Below are 17,998 nucleotides of genomic sequence, written 5' to 3' on the forward strand. Positions count from 1 at the left end.
GAGGCCGGCAGCGCCGTGCTAGCCTTACCGGCAGCCAACGCAGATTGGTGTGGAACATTGGGTGGTGCGCATGGGCGGTCGTGTTACGGCAGTTTGCTGCACGTTGGTTCTTGTCCTGCTCGCGAATGGTGCGAGCGCCCAGCAGAAGATCGGCGACCCGCCCGAAGCCTCCAACATGAGGCTGGTTGGAACCAACGATTTGCAGGCGCGCAGCGCCTATCAGCCGACCATCCATCATCAGGGCGACAAATGGATCGCCTATATCGGCCATCACGGCGGCACCGACGACATTCCCGATCCCGTCAACCCGATGACCGGCAAGGCCGAGCCGAACGGCACCTCGATCGTCGACGTCACCGATCCCGCGCATCCGAAATATCTGCGGCACATTCCCGGACAGGAAGGCAGGTATGAATCCGGCGGCGCCCAGATGGTGCGGATCTGCGACGGCAAGGATCTGCCGAAGGGCGACCGCAACGCGGTCTACATGCTGCGCACCTTCGGCAGCGAGGCGCATGAGGTCTGGAACGTCGCCGATCCCGCCAATCCGGCGCTCGTCACCCGGATCGGCGGCCTGAAGGACACGCACAAGAGTTTTTGGGAATGCGGCTCCGGCATCGCCTTCCTGGTGTCGGGCGCGCCGGACTGGCGCACGCGGCGCATGACGCAGGTCTATGATCTCTCCGATCCCGCGCATCCCGTGAAGATCAGGGACTTCGGCCTGCCCGGTCAGGAGCCGGGCGCGACCGGCGCGGTGCCGACCGAACTGCACGGGCCGATCTCGACCGGGCCGCAGGGCAACCGCGTCTATTTCGGCTACGGCACCAACAAGGGCGGCTTCTTGCAGATCGTCGATCGCGACAAGCTGTTGAACGGACCGAAGCAGCCGACGACGGACAATCTGAAATTCCCGGAGGTCGCGCGGATGCCGCTGTCCGCCATGAACGGCGCGCACACGGTGTTTCCGATGCCCGCCATGCCGATCGCGGAATTCGCCCATGACAAGGACGGCAAGACCAGGGACATCGTGATGATCGTCGACGAAGCGATCCAGAACGAATGCGGCGAGGCGCGGCAGATGGTGTGGTTCGCCGACGTCACCACCGAGGCGCGGCCGATGCTGATCTCGAGCTACACGGTGCCCGAGGCCTCCGGCGCGTTCTGCGAGCGCGGCGGCCGGTTCGGCTCGCATTCGTCGAACGAGAGCATGGCGCCGGTCTACTACAAGAAGCTGGCCTTCATCGCCTTCTTCAACGCCGGCGTCCGCGCGCTCGACATCCGCGATCCCTATCATCCGAAGGAAGTGGGGTACTTCATTCCCTCCATCACGGCTGTGACCGACAAGCGCTGTGTCACCATCGACGGCAAGGACCGCTGCAAGGTCGCGATCCAGACCAACAATGTCGAGACCGACGAGCGCGGCTACATCTATGCGGTCGATCGCGCCAACACCGGACTGCATATTCTCGAACTGACCGGCGCGGCGCGCGCCATTGCCGGTCTGCCGTGAGTACGCGATGATGCGCTCATGGCCGGTCATCGCGGCGATGGTCCTCGTGCTCGGCGGGCTCTCCGTCGTTGCCGGCTACGAGATGGCGCCGCCGGGCGCGGCTGCGTGGCGTGAAATCGCCTGGCCGTTCCCGCGCGACGGCTGGCCTGCCGGCCGCGCCTTCCGCTGCGGCTCGGCGGAGTGCGGCGGCGACGTCGAGGTTTATCTCCGGCCGAAACTCGGCTTCTGCAACTGCGACAGCGGCGTCGCCGATGACGACGAGGTCGACCGCGTTGCCGATGTCGACATGATCAGCCCGCGCTTCGTGCCGCTGAACACGGGCGATATCGTTGCTGTCGCCGACATGCCGGGGCGGATCAGGGCCTATGATCTCGAGATGCCCAAGGGGAGGCGCATCGCGATCGGGATCGCGGTGTCGCATCGCTGCGACCTGATGGCGGTCGCGGCGCAGGGCAGGGGCGATGTTGGGCGCGTGCAAGGCGCGACGTTGAAATTTCTGGAGGGGCGCGAAGTCAGCGCATGGATGATCGCGGCAATGGAAGGCCGTTGAGCGTGATCTCTCTTCACCTCGCCCCGCTTGCGGGGAGAGGTCGGATCGCATCGCTAGATGCGATCCGGGTGAGGGGGTACAGGTCTAACGACTCGCACCGCCTGGCGGACAGAGCCCCTCACCCCAACCCTCTCCCCGCAAGAGCGGGGCGAGGGAGCGGACGCGCTTCCATGTCTGCCACTCTCGTGCATAATGACGATAAGAAACAAACGAGCTCCCCATGTCCCTGCAAGCCTATTTCGCCTTCGTCGCCGCCTGCATCGCGCTGGCGCTGCTGCCCGGTCCGATCGTCACGATGGTGATCGCCAACGGGCTGCGCTACGGCACGCGCGCGGCGCTCACCAACGTGCTGGGCGCGCAGGTCGGACTTGCGATCGTGATCGGCACGGTCGCGGTCGGGCTGACCTCGCTGATGGCGACGATGGGCTACTGGTTCGACTGGGTGCGCTTTGCCGGCGCCGCCTATCTGGTCTGGCTCGGCTTCAAGCTGATCCGCTCGCCGGTCGAGGGCGTCAGCACCGACGACACGCCGCCGCCGCCGCGCGGCGGCTTCTTCCTGCAGGGCTTTCTGGTGCTGCTTTCGAACCCGAAGGTGCTGGTGTTCTTCGGCGCCTTCATCCCGCAGTTCATGGATATGGACAAGCCGCACGTTCCGCAGGTGGCGCTGCTCGGCCTCACCTTCATGGCGACCGCCGTGCTGACCGACGCCGCCTACGCCTTAGCGGCCGGCCGCGCCCGCAAGTTCTTCTCCAGGGAGCGGACCCGGCTGATGTCGCGCATCTCAGGCGGCTTCATGATCGGCGGCGGCATCTGGCTGGCGCTGACCCGGGCGCGCTGAAGCCGCCGGGCGATAGGCTCAAAATCGCCGCCGACAAGGCCACGATTCCCGGCGTCGGCAAACTTCGCAGACGTTTGCTCTAGCCCGGAGGCCGTCGGCCATGCTTTGATCCGCGACGAACGCTAACCCATCGTCTGGGGGCAGGCCTTGACTACCGTGGATCGGCGTCTGGCAGCGGTTCTGGCGGCGGATGTCGCCGGCTACAGCCGGCTGATGGGAATCGACGAGGAAGGCACCCTGGCCAGGCTGAAGTCGGTCAGGCGGATGCTGCTCGATCCGACGCTGGCTGCGCATCGCGGCCGCGTCGTCAAAACGAGCGGCGACGGAATACTCGTTGAATTCGCCAGCGCCGTCGATGCGGTGCGCAGCGCCGTAGAAGTTCAGCGTCGAATGGCCGATCAGAATGCTGCCGTACCAACGGAGCAGCGGCTCGAATTCCGAATCGGAGTCCACATCGGCGACATCATTTTTGATGACAACGATATCTTTGGCGATGGCGTCAACATCGCAGCGCGCCTGGAGGGGATTGCCGAACCGGGCGGGGTCTGCATCTCCGATGACGCGCAACGGCAAGTTCGCGGCAAGGTCGATGCGACCTTCGAGGACTTGGGGCCGCAACTCCTGAAGAATATTGCGGAGCCAGTTCGTGCTTGGAGGCTTCTCATCGGCGGCGCCTCGCCAGCGGCAGCGGCCGCGACTACGGTCGTGAACCATACCTTCACCGTTCCGGCTTCCCCACCAGCGCTTGCCGAGAAGGCTTCCATCGCGGTGCTGCCGTTCCAGAATATGAGCGGCGATCCGGAGCAGGAATACTTTGCCGACGGCGTCGTCGAGGACATCATCACGGCGCTATCGCGCTTCAGATCGCTGTTCGTAATCGCGCGCAATTCAAGCTTCACCTACAAGGGAAAGCCCGTCGACATCAAGCAGGTCGGGCGCGAACTCGGTGTGCGATACGTGCTCGAAGGTTCGGTGCGCAAGTCGAGCGGCCGCGTTCGGATCACCGCGCAACTGATCGAGGCCGGCAGCGGTACGCATCTCTGGGCGGACAGGTTCGACGGTGAGCTGAAGGACGTGTTCGACCTGCAGGACCAGGTCACCGCAAATGTTGTCAGCGTGATAGCGCCAAAAATCCAGCAGAGCGAGATCGAACGAACCCGAAGCAAGCCGACCGATCGTCTCGACAGCTACGATCTCTTCCTGAGAGGCATTGCGGCATATGCAGACCGCTCCAAGTGGGGCGCCACCGAACTCGGCGAGTGGTTCAACAAGGCCTGCGCGCTTGATCCCAATTATGCGGCCGCTCAGATCATGCTGGCCTATTCGTCACTGCTGAAGCAGACCACGCGCGGCACGCCCCCCGGCGCGGAGGAGTTGGCAGAGGCGCTGCGGATCGCTGAACTCGCCTGCGCGCTGGCGAGCGACGATCCGTTCGTGCTGGCGCGCGCGGCTCACATGTTTGCCTATCTCGGCCACGACTACGATCGCGCTGAGACCATGATCGAAGAGGCGATCTCGCTCAATTCGAACGATGCTGCGGCATGGGGATATCGCGGCTGGATTTCGCTCATGTGCGTCCAGCCGGCACGCGCGATCGAAAGTTTCGAGCGTAGGCTGCAGCTCAGCCCGATCGATCCCGGGCGGGCGTCGATGTGGAATGGAATCAGCTTCGCGCATTTCATGCTCGGTCAGTATGAGCAGGGCCGTGCGGCCGCCGCCAAGGCGCTGGTGATCGGCGAAGATGCGCACACGCTCAGCGCATTGATCATGAATGAAGTCGGCTCGGGGCGTCTCGACGAGGCGCGCGCTATCGCCGGCCGCCTGCTCAAGCTGCGGCCTGATCTCCGCGCTTCCTACGCGCGGCAGAATTTTCCGACCAGGACCGCCGAATGGGGCGACCGCATGGTCGCCGTGCTGTGCGAAGCCGGCATTCCGGCGTAGGAATTCCTGGATCTATGCATTCCTGACGCGACGTTGCCTCGAGGCCGCGAATGGGCGCTTGATCCTACGCCACGATCCGCTCGATGACGTCGCGCACGAGGCCCGTCAGCAGCTCGAGCTTGTATCCCGTCATCGGCAGCGGCCTGGCTCCCGAGGTCGCCAGTTCGGCGGCCTGCGCGATGGTCGCCGCGCTAATCTGCTTGTCCTGCAGCGCCGCCGCGGATGCGGCAAGCCGCAGCGGGACCGGGGCGATGCCGCCGGCGGCGATGTGGACCTGCTGGAACGCGCCGCCGGAGATCACCGCCCGCACGCAGATCTCGACCAGCGGCCATTCCGCATGCGTCCGGCTGATGGCGCGCTTGTACAGCGCGCGCTCACCGGCCAGCGGAACGGGGAGCTCGATCCGCTCGATCCGTTCACCTGACGCAAGCAGATTGTCCGCCGCGCCGTTGCTGCCGTCGCCGAGCAGGTCGGAGATCGACAAGCCGCTGCGCCGGTCGGTGGCGACCTTCGCATCATAGGCGAGCAGCGCCATCGCCATCGTCGATGGATGCGGCGCGACGCATGGGCCGAGATCGAACGTGACGTGATAGAGATGGTTGCCGGATCGCGCCGGACAGTCGGCGCCGCCCTTCTTGAGGCAGGCGATCTGCGGATTGCGGAAATACCAGCAGCGCGAGCGCTGCGCGAGGTTGCCGCCGAGCGTCGCCATGTGCCGGATCTGCGGCGTGGCGAGGCCCTGCGCGGCGGCGGCGATGCCGGGGTAAGCCTCGGCGAGCCGCGGATCGGATGCGATCGCAGCGATCGTGGTCAGGGCCCCGATGCGGGCCGAGCCGTCCGCATTCCACACCACACCGATCGTGTCGGGACCGAGATCGATGATCGCGCCGCACGACAGGCCGCTGCGGCGGCGCTCCGACAGGTCGGTGCCGGCGGCGCGGAATTCGGGCGCGGATATGACGTCAGCAGTCGCGACACTCATGCGGCATTCCTCCCTTTCAGCGCGGCGACGATGCGGTCGGGCCGGATCGGAATCTCGGTGAAGCGGACGCCGATCGCGTTGTGGATCGCGTTGGCGACGGCGGCCGAAGTCGGCACCGTCGACGCCTCGCCGATGCCGACGCTGTTGCCGAGCACATGGTCGAAGCCGGCTTCGTCGAAATGGACATCGATCTCGGGCGTGTCGGCGATCCCGGGGATGCGGTAATCCTCCATTCCCGCGGTCAGGACGTCGCCGCTGGTCGGATCAAGCTCGCGCGCCTCGTAGAGTGCGTAGCCGAGGCCCTGGATCACCGCGCCGCAGGCCTGGCTGCGCGCCAGCGCGGGGGAGGCGATCCTGCCGACCGCGATGCCGGTATGCACGTTGAGTACGCGGACATGGCCGAGCCAGGTGTCGACCTCCACCTCGATCACCTGCACCGAGCTCGGCACGCCGGCGCCGACCGCGATGTTCGAGAAGCGGCGCATCATCCAGCCGAACACCATGCCCATCAAACCGACTTCGCGCAGCGGCGAGCGGATGCCGGGCGCGGTGTTCTTGCCGTCCTCGCCGCGCGTCTCTACCACCGCGATGTCGGGCGAGCGAGCGATCAGCTCGCGCCAGGGCGCGTTCGAGCCGGGCGCCGGCTTTCGCGTGGCCTGTTCGAGCATCGCGGCCTTCAGCTTCCGCACCGCCTGCAGCGTCGGCGGCATCACCGAGGCGGTGACGCGGCTGCCGCCGGAGCCGGGGCCTTCGGGCAGCGAGGAATCGCCGATCCGCACATCGATCTCGCCGGGTTCGAGATCGAACTCGCGCGCGATCGTGTCGGCAAGCACGCTGCGGGTGCCGGTGCCGATGTCCTGCGTCGCCGTGCTGGCGACGATGCGGCCGCCCTTGACCGCGACCTCGACCTTCACCTTGGGTTGCCAGAGATAGAGCCAGTAGCCCGTCGCGACCCCGATGCCGCGGCGATAGCGTCCGTCCTGCGCCGGTTTGCGATTGCTCCAGATCTCGAGCCCGGATGCCCAATCGTAGAGTCGCTGACGGTTGGGATCGGGATCCCACTTCTTGCGCAAGGCGATCGGATCGACGTTGAGCCGCAGCGCGGCCTCGTCGATCGCCTGCTCCACGGCGAATGCCATCGGCGGACCGCCGGGGCCACGGAAGGCAGCGCCGGGCGGCAGATTGCTGATGACGTCGAAATCCGAAAGATCCTTCGCCTCGGCCGGATAGATCAGCCGCGCCAAGCCCGCGATCGTCGAGTTGGTCGCGGCCCCGGTATCGGCGTGCGCGGTGACGGAGAGCGCTTTCAGGCCGCCCTGGTCGGAGGGCAGCAGCGCGACCTTCAACTCCGCAGCCGGCCGGTAGCCGGCGACGGAGAGTTCTTCCTGGCGGTCGTAGGCAACTCTCACAGGCGCCTTCGCCGCGCGCGCGAGCTCGATCGCGGCGATCGTCTCGGTGCCGAGGCTCGCCTTCGATCCGAAGCCGCCGCCGACGTGGTCGGCGATCACGCGGACCTTGTCGTGATCGAGCTTGTAGCGCTTGGCGATCTGCTCCTTGAGGTGAAACACCTGCTGGGTCGAGGCATGCAGGGTCAGCCGGTCGCCGTCGAAGCGTGCCACCGCGGCGTGCGGCTCGAGACAGGCATGCTGCTGCGTGGCGGTGCGGAAGGTCGCTTCGACGAGCAGCTTGCTGTTGGCCTGCCGCGCCTCATCCACCCAGTTGCGGGCCTTTTTCGCGCGGGTCGAGAACAACGCGGTCGGCCCGCGGATATTCTGCTTCCAGGGCGCCGGCCCGCCGGCCGCTTCCGAGACGTTGCCGGCCCGCTTGCGGCTCGCCTTGTCGAACACGACCGGCGCGTCGTCCTTGCGTCCGGCGTCGAGCCCGACCACGGCGGGCAGGCGCTCGCTGGTCAGCTTGATCGCGGCCAGCGCGGCAAGCGCGCTCTTGCGGTCCTTTGCGGCGACCGCCGCAATCGGCTCGCCGACATAGCGCACGATCCGGTCGTCGCCGAGCAGCGACACCGCAGCAACGCCGGGGAGCGCGCGCGCCGGCGCGAGATCGAGCGTGGTGATGCGCGCATGCGCCTCGCGCGAGCGAAGGATCAGGCCTTCGAGCTGGCCGTCATGATGGATATCGACGGTGTATTTCGCCGCGCCCGTCACCTTGTCGCGCGCCTCGATGCGGGGCGCCGTGACATGATCCCCGTCGAAGCGGCCAGCGCAGGCATCCGCCACCGCGCGAAAAATCCCGTCATAGGCGCCGCAGCGGCAGAGATGGCCGGACAGCGCCGCGCCGATCTCCTCGCGCGACGGCACCGCCGTTCCCCTGGTCGCGCGCCAATTGTCGCAGAACGCGGTCGCTTCCACGATGAAGCCGGGCGTGCAAAAGCCGCATTGCAAGGCGTCATGCGCCATGAATGCCTTCTGCACCGGATGCAGCCCGGACGCGCCGATGGCTTCCACCGTCGTCACCGATTTGCCGGCGGCGGCGTGCGCCGGCATCAGGCAGCTTGCGACCGGCGCGCCGTCGACCAGCACGGTGCAGGCGCCGCAAACGCCGGCGCCGCACACGAGCTTGGTGCCGGTGAGCTCGAGCCGGTCGCGCACGATGTCGATCAAGAGCGCATCGGGATCGTCGGGCAGGGATTCGACGCGGCCATTGACGGTCGTCGTGCTCATGGATGTCCTCCGCTTGTCCTGCGTGTCGGCCTTTTGGGGATTGCCGCCTTCTTGACGGGCGGTTTCTGCGATTTCGGATTGGATTTCGGTGTGGCGCCGGCGCAGAGCGTCCGCACCATGATCGCCATGTCCTTCAGGAACGCATCCGCCGGCTGCATTGCCGGATATTGCGACTTCGCTGCGTACATCGCCATCTCGACCAGCCGCGCGAATTCAGCCGGCGACAGGTCCTGCGGCAGCGCGAGCTGTTGCTTGCGCACGACCCGCGTGATCGTCGCGACCATGCGCTCCGCATAGCGCGCGGCGTAGGTCTGGTAGAGGTCGCGCGCGTGCACGAGGTGCTCGGAATACAATTCCTCGAGATGCGGCGAGCCGTCCAGCGAGCCGATCATGGTCGACATCCGCGCGGTCATGCCGGCGGCGAGGATGTTGCCGAGATCGTCGCCCGCGGTCTCGGCCGCGGCAACGGCGGTCTCCTCGGCCGCGATCGCGGATTCATGCACGCGCTCAATCACGGCGCGGAACAGCGCTTCCTTGGATTCGAAATGGTGATAGAGCGCCTGCCGCGTCAGGCCGGCCGCCTCGGCGACCTGCTCGATCGAGGAGCGGCGAAAGCCGTGCCGGCGGAACACCAGCATGGTGGCATCGAGAATGCGGGTTTTCGGTCCCATTTGACGATTTTGACAAATATAGAAAAACTGTCAAATCGCGATTTGGTGAGGAGGCGATGCTGGAGCTTGATCACCATTTCGCGAGGCCGCCGCGCCGCCGGCGCCGGTGTGAACCGCCTTCCGGATGGTCGCGTCCAAGAAACGTAGAGCTCCAAAGGCGAGCCTTCTCGTCCGGAGCTTGCGAGGATACGCACATGACCCAGGTCTTCTTCCATTGCTCGACCACGCACGGGGTACTGATGGATCGCCGCGGCACCTCGGTGACCAGCCTCTCGGAGGCCTGCGAGGCGGCGACGTGCATGATGCGATCGCTGGTCGCAACGGTCAGCCTGGAAGACTGGCGCGACTGGGTCGTGCATGTCAGCGACGAGTCCGGCGAGGAGATCGTGATTCTGTCCTTCGCATCCGTTCTCGGCAAGCCGCACTGAGAGGGTGCCATGCTGTCACCGCACGCATCATTGCTCCCTCTGCGCGACGGCTGGAACGCGATCACGACAGGCTTGCAGAATCTGATCGCGCGAATTCGCGATCCCTACCGGCCCGAGCTGCACTACATGCGCGGACCGGGCCCCAAATGGCATGCCAAGCATGCCGTGCAAGCCGCGGCGGCCGGTTGAACGTGGCGCTGTTCAGCTCTCGCTTTTCGCAGGGCGATGCATCTCGCGCCGCCACGCCGCCGGGCTGACGCCGACCACGGCGGAAAACACCCGCGTGAAATGGCTTTGATTGGCGAAGCCGGCCGAAATCGCGATTTCGGACAGCGACAGGTCGCGCGCCGCCATCAGCTGCTTGGCCACCTTCAGGCGCTGCTGAAGCAGCCATTGGTGCGGCGGCAGGCCGGTGGAGATGCGGAAGGCGCGCGAAAAATGGCCGACCGATAGATCGAGCTCGGCCGCGATCTGCTTCAGCGAAATCTTCCCGCTGAGGTCGCACTCGAGCTTTTCGCAGGCGCGGTTGATCTGCCAGGCGGCGAGGCCGCCACGGGTCGGTCTGGTCGGGTGTTGTAGTCCGCCATAGGTCCGGGTGACGTGCGCGGTCAACGCCAGCATCATGTGATCGATGAACAGCTGGTTGGTCTCCTCCGGCCGGCGCAATCCCTCGCGCAGCAGCGCCCCGACATGGCGAATGACGCCGTCGTCGTGACCGTTGCCGATTTCGCAGGCCAGTTCGCCGATGTGCGGCGAACCGGTCTGTTCGGCGAAATCGGTGAGCGCCGAGCGCGGCAGATAGAAGAACAGCGAGTGGAACGGCTTGTCGATCACGTAGCGCGGATCGCGCTTGAGATCGTAGAGATACGTCGCGCCCGCCGGGATATCCCGCTTCATGAGGCACTTGCCGCCCTCCCACAATTCGCAGTCCGGATAATCGTGCAGCTTCAGGCTGACGAGAAAGGCATCCTCGGCGGTGAGCGATCCGGACAGGCCGGGCACCGGGTTGTCGTCCCGGGTTTCGGTGACCGCGAGTTCGGCGCTGCGCAGCGTGCGCGTGATCAGCGCCGGCGGCGTGTCCTTCAGGCGGAGGAATTGCCCGAGCCGCTGCCCGTAGGCGCCCGCCTGTGTCATGCGCGTTGAGTCCATCATTGATGTGCAACCGGGCAGGGACCTGTCAGTCATCCTGCGAAGCCGTCACTCATTATCCGGGATGGCTGCGGCGCAGTCCAGTTCGCTCACGCAATCATGAACGACCTGCCGGCCAATCGCGGCCAAGCGATTCCAGAGCGATTTCAATTGCCTTGGTTCGATCGGCCGTGCCCGACACAGAAATGTCGCAGCGCTGCGCTTGGCGCAGAATTGGGCAAAGCATGGCCGTTTCAGGAAAGACATTCGAACTGCACGGCGCTTAGGTCCGGCGGGCAGTTCCGCGCCTCACCGGTCCCACAGACCGGCCCGCAAGGAGGGAGCGCATGAGCCTTCAAACGCGAGCACAGGTGATGAGTAAGCCGATCCTGCACGATCCTTTGCGGGATTCGTCCGCCGCATCTGATCCGCGGCAGGCCGAGGCGCCGGCCCGTCCGCGCTGCCCGGCCGGCCAGGAGATGGCCCGCGTGCTCAAGACGCAGCCGCTTCGCTTGGCGGCCGACCCGTCGAGCGGCGCGATCGCCTATTGGAAGCATGACGCCCTGCACGACGTGGTCAGGCCGATGGTCGACCATGTCGTCATGAGCTATCCCGCCGGCTCGCAGCGGCTGGAGCGGCGCACCGGCAGGGTGGCTTCGATCGGAACGGCGCGGTCCGGGGTCGTGACGATCATTCCGGCCGGCTCGACCTCGCGCTGGGATATTCACCAGTCCTTGCATGTCGTTCAGCTCTATCTTCCGCATGCGACGCTGGCGCGCGTCGCCGGCGAAGCCGACACCGCGGCTCCCGGCGATCTGCTGGAGCGCACCGGGCACCCCGATCCGATTACGTCGCGGTTGCTGCTGAGCGCCGCTGATGCGCTCGAGGGCAGCGCCGCGCTGGATGCGCTGTTCCGGCAGCAACTGACGGATCTCTTGGCCACGCGCCTGCTGTCGGCGCATGCCGGCGTGCCTGCCACGGTTCAGGCGACCGTGGGCGGTCTGGCGCCGACGGCGCTGCGCCGCGTCATCGAGCGGCTGCGCTCGGACAGCGATGCGGACGTCTCGCTCGGGGCGCTGGCGGCGGAGGCCGGCCTGTCGCGCTTTCACTTCTGCCGGGCCTTCAAGGAAAGCACCGGGCTCTCGCCGCACGCCTGGCTGCGCCAGCACCGGCTCGAGCAGGCCATGAACATGCTGCGCGACACCGACGCATCCGTGGTCTCGATCGCGGCGGCGCTCGGCTACAGTTCGCAGACCGCGTTCGCGGCCGCGTTCAGGAAGCTGACCGGCGAAACCCCGAGCGATTGGCGACGCCGCCTCAGGTAGAGCGTTTTCGAGCGAAGTGGACACCGGTTCGCGTGAAGAAAACGCGTCAAAACAAGAATCCAGAGCGTCGGTTCTGATTCAATCAGAACCGAAAATGCTCTAGCCGCAATCGCTCTTCAGGTCGGGCAATCGCTCTGGGGCACTCATACGGCCAATTCGCTAGATCACCGCGGCGCCCATGCCAACAACGGAGACAAGCGATGGCCTGGAAGGATTTCGGTAGCTCCCTTGCGGTCACGCGGCGACGCCGGGTTCTCGCGACTGCCCTGATGTATGGACTTACGCTTACCGTCCGCTTCACGTCGGCAACCGGCGAGGATGCCGATGCGCCGGCGCAGGCGGTTCAGGGCGCCGACGCCATGACGTCGGTGATGATCAGCGACGCCGCCCAGGTGCGCTACCGGGACTGGCTCCCGGGGGCCGCGCTGCCGATCGGCCTTCAGCATGGATCGCTGTCGGGCGCGAGAGCCTGCCGCGCAGCGTGCATGCCCGGGGCGCGCACGCCGTTCCTGTCGAACTGCGCCCGGCAATAGGCGCTCGCCTTTTCACCTCTTCGCGTCGCCGGTCGCGACAGGCTTCGCCGCACGCGGCGGCAACGCGCGGACATCAGAGACTGTCAACCCAGAGGAGATACCCATGCGAATTGTCATCATTGGCGCCGGCTTTGCCGGCATGTACGCCGCGCTCTCCGCAGCCCGCCTGCGCGACATCAAGGGCGTCTCGCCCGAGGAGCTCGAGATCGCGCTGGTCGCGCCGGAGCCGACCCTGGTGGTGCGACCGCGGCTCTACGAGCCGAAGCCGGAAACGCTGACCGCGCCGCTGCTCGACGTCTTCAACGCGATCGACGTCGTCTATGTGCAGGGCAGCGCCGAGGCCGTCGACACCAAGGCCCGCACCGTGCAGATCGTCACCGCCAAGGACGCGCGCAAGACGCTGCCTTACGATCGCCTTGTGGTGGCGACCGGCAGCCGGCTGTTCCGTCCGAACGTGCCCGGCCTCGCCGAGCATGGCTTCAGCGTCGACAATCTTGCGGACGCGATCGCGCTCGACCGCCATCTCCATGGCCTCGCCAAACAGCCGGCTTCGGTGACCCGCGACACCGTGGTCGTTGCCGGCGGCGGCTTCACCGGCATCGAGGCCGCGACCGAGATGCCGGCGCGGCTGCGCGAGATCCTCGGCAAGGACGCCACGCCGCGCGTGGTCATCGTCGATCGCAATGCCGCGATCGCGCCCGACATGGGCGAGGGCCCGCGCCCGATCATCGAGGACGCGATGCGCAAGCTCGGCGTCGAGGGCCGCTTCGGCGCCGGCGTCGCCGAGGTCAGCAAGTCCGGCGTCACGCTGTCTAACGGCGAGCATATCGAGGCTGCGACCGTGGTCTGGGCAGCGGGCATTCGCGCCGCGCCGCTGACCACGCAGATCCCGGCGGAACGCGACAATTTCGGCCGGCTGCTGGTCGACCGCGATCTGCGCGTGCCGTCGGTCGCGGGCGTGTTCGCCACCGGCGATGCGGCGCGCGCCGCATGCGACGATGTCGGCAATTACGCGCTGATGTCGTGCCAGCACGCGACGCGGATGGGCGCGTTTGCCGGCAACAACGCCGCGGCCGAGTTGCTTGGTGTCCCGACCAAGCCGTATCACCAGAAGGCCTATGTCACCTGCCTCGACCTCGGCGAAGCCGGTGCGTTGTTCACCCGCGGCTGGGAGCGCAAGGTCGAGATGGTCGGCGACGTCGCCAAGAAGACCAAGCGGGAGATCAACACCGTCTGGATCTATCCGCCGCGCGCCGAGCGTGCCGCGGCGCTCGCATCCGCCGACCCGGAGCACGTCACCGAAGTCTGAAGCTGAGCTCGGCGAAAGCACCGCGACTGCGATCATCGCTTCCGCGCACGGCGTCGTTCGATCGCTGTGCGCGGAACTGACTCGAAGTATCGCGGAGCGAAACGCAGTTTAGAATCGTCCTTAGAAGCGCTCGAAAAATCTGAGGCGCATTGACGCAGTTTCGCTGCGTTCACGTTGCGAGCTCGCAACACCATCAGCGATAAGCCCAACACTGGACGTGTTCTAATCACCGATCGGCTGCGTACGTCTTTCATCGTGTTAGTGACGGCGAGGATGAAGGCGATGTGAGTTGATGGGGGTCGGATGTTTCGTCGCACTGCGCTGGCGGCCGGGTACATGGCCGGCAGCGGTTTGTTCGTGCTGAGTGTGGTGATGCCGCGTGAAAGCGTTGCGCAATCGGCGCTGCCGCCGGTGACGGTCGAGGCGCCGAAACAACAGCAGGCGCGGCGAACGCAGCCGGCGCGACGCGCGGCGCGTCCTGCGCGCACGACGCCGCGAACGATCGCGAACCGGGCGCCCGCGCAAGCGCAGAGCGTTCCATCATCGGGGGCGGGTGGCGGCGGCGAGCGCGGCAACGGGCCGGTCACCGGCTATCTCGCCAGCCAGAGCGTCACCGCGACCAAGACCGACACCCCGGTGCTGACGACGCCGCAGTCGATCTCGATCGTCACCCAGGATCAGATCCAGGCGCAGGGCGCGCAGAACATCACCGAAGCGCTGCGTTACACGCCCGGCGTGACGATCGAAAGTTTTGGCGCCAACGCGTTCTTCGACGAGTTCAAGCTGCGGGGCTTCACCGCGCCGCGCTATCTCGACGGGCTGCGGCTGCCGACCGACACCACGACCTTCGCGGTGCCGCGCATCGAGACCTATGGTCTCGAGCGCATCGAGGTCCTGAAGGGGCCGTCATCCGGCCTCTATGGACAATCCGATCCGGGCGGCCTGTTGAACCTGGTCAGCAAGCGGCCCACCGAGACGCCGCATTACGAGATCGAGGGGTCGTTCGGCTCGTTCGATCGCTTCCAAGGCGCCTTCGATATCGGTGGTCCCGCCGACAAGGACGGCCGGTTTCTTTACCGCATCATCGGCCTTGGCCGCGACAGCAACAGCCAGACTGACTTCGTTCAGGACAACAAGCTGTTCATCGCGCCGAGCTTTACCTGGCGCCCGACCTACGACACCAGCTTCACCGTGCTCTCGCAGTACCAGAAGGTCGACAACAAGGGTTACCAGCAATACGTCCCGGGACAGGTGTCCTTCCTGCCCAACCCCAACGGACATATTCCCTACAGTCGCTACCTCGGCGAGCCCGGGCTCGACGGCTATCATCTCGAGCAGTTCGCGGTCGGCTACGCGTTCGAGCATCGCTTCGACAACATCTTCCAGTTCCGGCAAAACCTCCGTTACACCCAGGTCAGCAACGACCTCGCTTCGGTGCGAACCGAAGGCATGGTGACGGATCGTCTGGTCGCGCGCACCTACAACTACGTCAAGGCCAATGCCGCCAATGTCGCGCTCGACAACCAGCTGCAGGCGGATTTCGCGACCGGGCCGCTGGTCCACAAGGTGCTGGCCGGTGTCGACTACTTCGATCTGTGGGCGAATACCGACTATCGCACGACGCCGATTGCGCCGATCGATGCCTATAGTCCGGTCTACGGCACCGCCGTTCCGTCGGCCAGCTCGCTGGCGCCGTTCATTCTGCGCGACGACAGGCAGTCGCAGCTCGGCGCCTATCTGCAGGATCAGATCAAGCTCGATCGCTGGACGCTGACCATGAGCGGCCGCCAGGACTGGGTCAGCTCCGGCTTCACCAGCATGGCGTTCTATCCGCCGGCCGGCCATTATTCGCGCGATGACTCGGCGCAAACCGGGCGGATCGGCCTGAGCTACCTGTTCGATATCGGCCTGGCGCCCTATGCCAGCTACGCGACCTCGTTCACGCCGAACCTCGGCGCCGACAGCGCCGGCCGGTCGTTCAGGCCGACGACGGGCGAGGGCGCGGAAGTCGGCGTCAAGTTCAAGCCGAATGGCTCGAACTTCATGGTGACGGCGGCGGCGTTCGATATCCGTCAGCAGGACGTGCTGACCGCCGATCCGTTGAACCCGCTCTTCAACGTGCAGACCGATGCCGTGCGCGTCCGCGGCCTCGAGCTCGAGCTGAAGGGCAATCTGACGCGCGAGTTCGAGATCACGGCGGGATATACCCATCTCGATCCGCGGGTGACGACGAGCATCGCCGGCTATGCCGGCAAGTACATGATGAACACGGCGCAGGATCAGGGCGCGGTCTGGGGCAAGTATACCTGGTATGACGGCGCGCTTGCGGGCCTTGGGCTCGGCCTCGGCGTGCGCTATGTCGGCGAGACCTACGGCGACAACTTCAATACCTTTGTCATTCCCTCCTATGCCTTGCTCGATGCGTCGGTCAGCTACGACTTCGCCTATCTGCGGCCGGACCTGAAGGGATGGAAGGCACAGGTCAACGTGACCAACCTGACCGACCACTTCTACGTTGCATCCTGCCTGACCGGGCTTCCCTATTGCGGCCTCGGCAATGGCCGCACGGTGCTGGGCACGATGAAATACACCTGGAACTAGGTAACGAAATTGACTGCGACGACCAGATCCTTGCGGCGATGGGGCGCTATCCATAAATGGACCAGCCTCATCTGCACGTTGTTCATGCTGCTGCTCTGCGTCACCGGTCTGCCGCTGATCTTCCACGAGCAGATCGACGATCTCCTGCACAGTCAGGTCAAGCCGGCCGACGTGCCGCCGGGCACGCCGCCGGCCAATCTGGACCGTCTGCTCGGCAACGCGCTGGCGCAGGCGCCCGGAAAGGTGCCTCACTTCCTGATCTGGGATCGCGACGATCCGAGCGCGATGTTCGTCAGCGTCGGTCCGACCATCGATGCCGATCCGACCAACAATCTGCTGATCCGGATGGACACCCATAGCGGCGCCTATCTCGATGCGCCCGATGTGACCGGCCGCTTCACCTACATCATGCTGAAGCTGCACACCGACATGTTCGCAGGACTGCCCGGCAAGCTGTTTCTCGGATTGATGGGGATCCTGTTCTGCGTCGCGATCATCTCCGGAATCGTCGTCTACGCGCCGTCGATGCGGAAGCTGCGCTTCGGCGCCTATCGCGCGCGGCGGACCCGCGTCGTGCGCTGGCTCGACGTCCATAATCTCGCGGGCATCCTGCTGGTCGCCTGGACGCTGGTGGTCGGCTTCACCGGGGTCATCAACACCTGGGCCGATCTCGTGCTCAAGATGTGGCAGTTCGGCCAGCTCGCCGAAATGACCGCGCAGTACAAGGACCGGCCGGTGCCGTCGAAGCTGACCTCGCTGAATGCGGCGGTCGAAGTGGCCACCCATGCGGTGCCCGGCATGACGCCGAGCTTCGTCGCCTTCCCGGGAACCCTGTTCAGCAGCAAGAGCCACTACGCCGTGTTCCTGCATGGCGATACGCCGCTGACCTCACGGCTGCTGAAGCCAGCGCTGATCGACGCGGAAACCGGCAAGCTGACCGACACGAGGGACATGCCCTGGTATGTGACGACCTTGTTCGTCTCGCAGCCGCTGCATTTCGGCGACTATGGCGGCATGCCGCTCAAGATCGTCTGGGCGCTGCTCGACATCCTGACCATCTTCATCCTGGTGACCGGCGTGTATCTGTGGATGCGCCGCCGCAAGGCCGGCGTGAGCCAGGAACGCGCGATCGCCAACGCCGCCTCCATCGACAACCCCGCATTATCGTCGTGACGTCAGCATGGTCTCGCATCGTTCATTGACCCAGATCTTTGCCGCCCCGCTCGTCATCGCGATCGTGAGCACGGTCGGATTGATCAGCGCGCTGGTCGGCGACGGCTGGTGGGATGCGGTCTCGTGGGCCGGGCTCGGCCTGCCGGTGCTGCTCTATCTGGTGTTCATCTGGCGGCGCCAGCCGAATTGATCGGGTTCGCCTGATCGCGCCTCGACCGGTCGCGCAATCAGCAAAGCCGATCCGATCGGAATATGCCGATCCCTGCGGTATCTCATCCGCGGAGATGCGCAAGAAGCCGAACCGGCAATCAACAAGCAGTCGCGGCCGCGC

At 65.9% G+C, this 17,998-nt stretch carries 16 protein-coding genes and 1 pseudogene; 13 read left to right on the forward strand and 4 right to left on the reverse strand.

The window, feature by feature from the left end:
- Nucleotides 1-70 precede the first annotated feature (70 nt).
- From XI02_RS09330 to XI02_RS09345, 5 genes and pseudogenes are all read left to right on the forward strand, one after another.
- Entirely contained in the window at nucleotides 71-1,510 is a 1,440-nt protein-coding gene (locus XI02_RS09330) for an LVIVD repeat-containing protein (RefSeq protein WP_259245505.1), read from the forward strand.
- Between the two features lie 7 nt (nucleotides 1,511-1,517).
- Nucleotides 1,518-2,060 (forward strand): hypothetical protein, encoded by a 543-nt coding sequence (locus XI02_RS09335; RefSeq protein ID WP_172648496.1) that lies wholly within the window; start codon nucleotides 1,518-1,520, stop codon nucleotides 2,058-2,060.
- Nucleotides 2,061-2,280: 220 nt separating this feature from the next.
- On the forward strand, nucleotides 2,281-2,898 hold the full coding sequence (locus XI02_RS09340) for a LysE family translocator (protein ID WP_018269825.1): 618 nt from the start codon (nucleotides 2,281-2,283) through the stop codon (nucleotides 2,896-2,898).
- A gap of 213 nt (nucleotides 2,899-3,111) precedes the next feature.
- Nucleotides 3,112-3,462: pseudogene (locus XI02_RS45175) on the forward strand (adenylate/guanylate cyclase domain-containing protein); the annotation flags it as partial.
- Between the two features lie 141 nt (nucleotides 3,463-3,603).
- Nucleotides 3,604-4,839 carry a CadC-family transcriptional regulator gene (locus XI02_RS09345; RefSeq protein ID WP_244981179.1) on the forward strand — a complete coding sequence of 412 codons (1,236 nt, stop codon included), beginning with the start codon at nucleotides 3,604-3,606 and terminating at the stop codon, nucleotides 4,837-4,839.
- Nucleotides 4,840-4,903: 64 nt separating this feature from the next.
- Here the strand turns inward: XI02_RS09345 and XI02_RS09350 are convergent, their stop codons facing one another.
- From XI02_RS09350 to XI02_RS09360, 3 genes are read right to left on the reverse strand one after another with little or no spacing between them, the layout of a single operon-like run.
- The gene (locus XI02_RS09350) at nucleotides 4,904-5,821 is read right to left on the reverse strand and encodes a xanthine dehydrogenase family protein subunit M (RefSeq protein WP_172648495.1); all 918 of its coding nucleotides are present in this window, start codon (nucleotides 5,819-5,821) and stop codon (nucleotides 4,904-4,906) included.
- Nucleotides 5,818-8,499: a molybdopterin-dependent oxidoreductase gene (locus XI02_RS09355; protein ID WP_172648494.1), complete on the reverse strand. Its 2,682-nt coding sequence runs from the start codon at nucleotides 8,497-8,499 to the stop codon at nucleotides 5,818-5,820. The genes XI02_RS09350 and XI02_RS09355 overlap by 4 nt, the downstream gene beginning before the upstream one ends.
- The gene (locus XI02_RS09360; protein ID WP_016839695.1) at nucleotides 8,496-9,170 is read right to left on the reverse strand and encodes a TetR/AcrR family transcriptional regulator; all 675 of its coding nucleotides are present in this window, start codon (nucleotides 9,168-9,170) and stop codon (nucleotides 8,496-8,498) included. The genes XI02_RS09355 and XI02_RS09360 overlap by 4 nt, the downstream gene beginning before the upstream one ends.
- A 194-nt stretch (nucleotides 9,171-9,364) precedes the next feature.
- Here XI02_RS09360 and XI02_RS09365 point away from each other — a divergent pair, with 194 nt between their 5' ends.
- Together XI02_RS09365 and XI02_RS09370 are read left to right on the forward strand one after the other, a co-directional pair.
- Entirely contained in the window at nucleotides 9,365-9,598 is a 234-nt protein-coding gene (locus XI02_RS09365; RefSeq protein ID WP_028333132.1) for a hypothetical protein, read from the forward strand.
- Between the two features lie 9 nt (nucleotides 9,599-9,607).
- Nucleotides 9,608-9,787: a hypothetical protein gene (locus XI02_RS09370; protein WP_016839693.1), complete on the forward strand. Its 180-nt coding sequence runs from the start codon at nucleotides 9,608-9,610 to the stop codon at nucleotides 9,785-9,787.
- 12 nt (nucleotides 9,788-9,799) lie between these two features.
- On the opposite strand, the gene XI02_RS09375 is transcribed toward XI02_RS09370, so the two are convergent.
- Complete coding sequence (locus XI02_RS09375) at nucleotides 9,800-10,732, reverse strand: helix-turn-helix domain-containing protein (protein WP_069278901.1); 933 nt, start codon at nucleotides 10,730-10,732, stop codon at nucleotides 9,800-9,802.
- 368 nt (nucleotides 10,733-11,100) lie between these two features.
- On the opposite strand from XI02_RS09375, the gene XI02_RS09380 reads away from it, so the two are divergent.
- The 6 genes from XI02_RS09380 (at nucleotide 11,101) to XI02_RS09405 (ending at nucleotide 17,857) form a co-directional block, all read left to right on the forward strand.
- Complete coding sequence (locus XI02_RS09380; RefSeq protein ID WP_069278902.1) at nucleotides 11,101-12,051, forward strand: AraC family transcriptional regulator; 951 nt, start codon at nucleotides 11,101-11,103, stop codon at nucleotides 12,049-12,051.
- Between the two features lie 200 nt (nucleotides 12,052-12,251).
- Nucleotides 12,252-12,584, forward strand: coding sequence for a hypothetical protein (locus XI02_RS09385; protein WP_172648493.1), 333 nt, complete (start codon nucleotides 12,252-12,254; stop codon nucleotides 12,582-12,584).
- A 103-nt stretch (nucleotides 12,585-12,687) separates the two neighbouring features.
- On the forward strand, nucleotides 12,688-13,893 hold the full coding sequence (locus XI02_RS09390; protein WP_172648492.1) for an NAD(P)/FAD-dependent oxidoreductase: 1,206 nt from the start codon (nucleotides 12,688-12,690) through the stop codon (nucleotides 13,891-13,893).
- Between the two features lie 336 nt (nucleotides 13,894-14,229).
- Nucleotides 14,230-16,494 carry a TonB-dependent siderophore receptor gene (locus XI02_RS09395; protein ID WP_172649237.1) on the forward strand — a complete coding sequence of 755 codons (2,265 nt, stop codon included), beginning with the start codon at nucleotides 14,230-14,232 and terminating at the stop codon, nucleotides 16,492-16,494.
- 84 nt (nucleotides 16,495-16,578) lie between these two features.
- Entirely contained in the window at nucleotides 16,579-17,667 is a 1,089-nt protein-coding gene (locus tag XI02_RS09400) for a PepSY domain-containing protein (protein ID WP_244980761.1), read from the forward strand.
- 7 nt (nucleotides 17,668-17,674) lie between these two features.
- Nucleotides 17,675-17,857: a hypothetical protein gene (locus XI02_RS09405; RefSeq protein WP_016839685.1), complete on the forward strand. Its 183-nt coding sequence runs from the start codon at nucleotides 17,675-17,677 to the stop codon at nucleotides 17,855-17,857.
- The last annotated feature ends 141 nt before the right edge of the window (nucleotides 17,858-17,998 follow it).

This window comes from Bradyrhizobium sp. CCBAU 21365 (assembly GCF_015291305.1).
Lineage (GTDB): Bacteria > Pseudomonadota > Alphaproteobacteria > Rhizobiales > Xanthobacteraceae > Bradyrhizobium > Bradyrhizobium elkanii.

What these genes read in the sequence shown, in the direction of transcription:
- XI02_RS09330 (WP_259245505.1), top strand. Translation starts at nt 71, where the DNA reads ATGGGCGGTCGTGTTACGGCAGTTTGCTGCACGTTGGTTCTTGTCCTG.
- XI02_RS09335 (WP_172648496.1), top strand. Translation starts at nt 1,518, where the DNA reads ATGATGCGCTCATGGCCGGTCATCGCGGCGATGGTCCTCGTGCTCGGC.
- XI02_RS09340 (WP_018269825.1), top strand. Translation starts at nt 2,281, where the DNA reads ATGTCCCTGCAAGCCTATTTCGCCTTCGTCGCCGCCTGCATCGCGCTG.
- XI02_RS09350 (WP_172648495.1), bottom strand. Translation starts at nt 5,821, where the DNA reads ATGAGTGTCGCGACTGCTGACGTCATATCCGCGCCCGAATTCCGCGCC.
- XI02_RS09355 (WP_172648494.1), bottom strand. Translation starts at nt 8,499, where the DNA reads ATGAGCACGACGACCGTCAATGGCCGCGTCGAATCCCTGCCCGACGAT.
- XI02_RS09360 (WP_016839695.1), bottom strand. Translation starts at nt 9,170, where the DNA reads ATGGGACCGAAAACCCGCATTCTCGATGCCACCATGCTGGTGTTCCGC.
- XI02_RS09365 (WP_028333132.1), top strand. Translation starts at nt 9,365, where the DNA reads ATGACCCAGGTCTTCTTCCATTGCTCGACCACGCACGGGGTACTGATG.
- XI02_RS09370 (WP_016839693.1), top strand. Translation starts at nt 9,608, where the DNA reads ATGCTGTCACCGCACGCATCATTGCTCCCTCTGCGCGACGGCTGGAAC.
- XI02_RS09375 (WP_069278901.1), bottom strand. Translation starts at nt 10,732, where the DNA reads ATGACACAGGCGGGCGCCTACGGGCAGCGGCTCGGGCAATTCCTCCGC.
- XI02_RS09380 (WP_069278902.1), top strand. Translation starts at nt 11,101, where the DNA reads ATGAGTAAGCCGATCCTGCACGATCCTTTGCGGGATTCGTCCGCCGCA.
- XI02_RS09385 (WP_172648493.1), top strand. Translation starts at nt 12,252, where the DNA reads ATGGCCTGGAAGGATTTCGGTAGCTCCCTTGCGGTCACGCGGCGACGC.
- XI02_RS09390 (WP_172648492.1), top strand. Translation starts at nt 12,688, where the DNA reads ATGCGAATTGTCATCATTGGCGCCGGCTTTGCCGGCATGTACGCCGCG.
- XI02_RS09395 (WP_172649237.1), top strand. Translation starts at nt 14,230, where the DNA reads ATGGCCGGCAGCGGTTTGTTCGTGCTGAGTGTGGTGATGCCGCGTGAA.
- XI02_RS09400 (WP_244980761.1), top strand. Translation starts at nt 16,579, where the DNA reads ATGCTGCTGCTCTGCGTCACCGGTCTGCCGCTGATCTTCCACGAGCAG.
- XI02_RS09405 (WP_016839685.1), top strand. Translation starts at nt 17,675, where the DNA reads ATGGTCTCGCATCGTTCATTGACCCAGATCTTTGCCGCCCCGCTCGTC.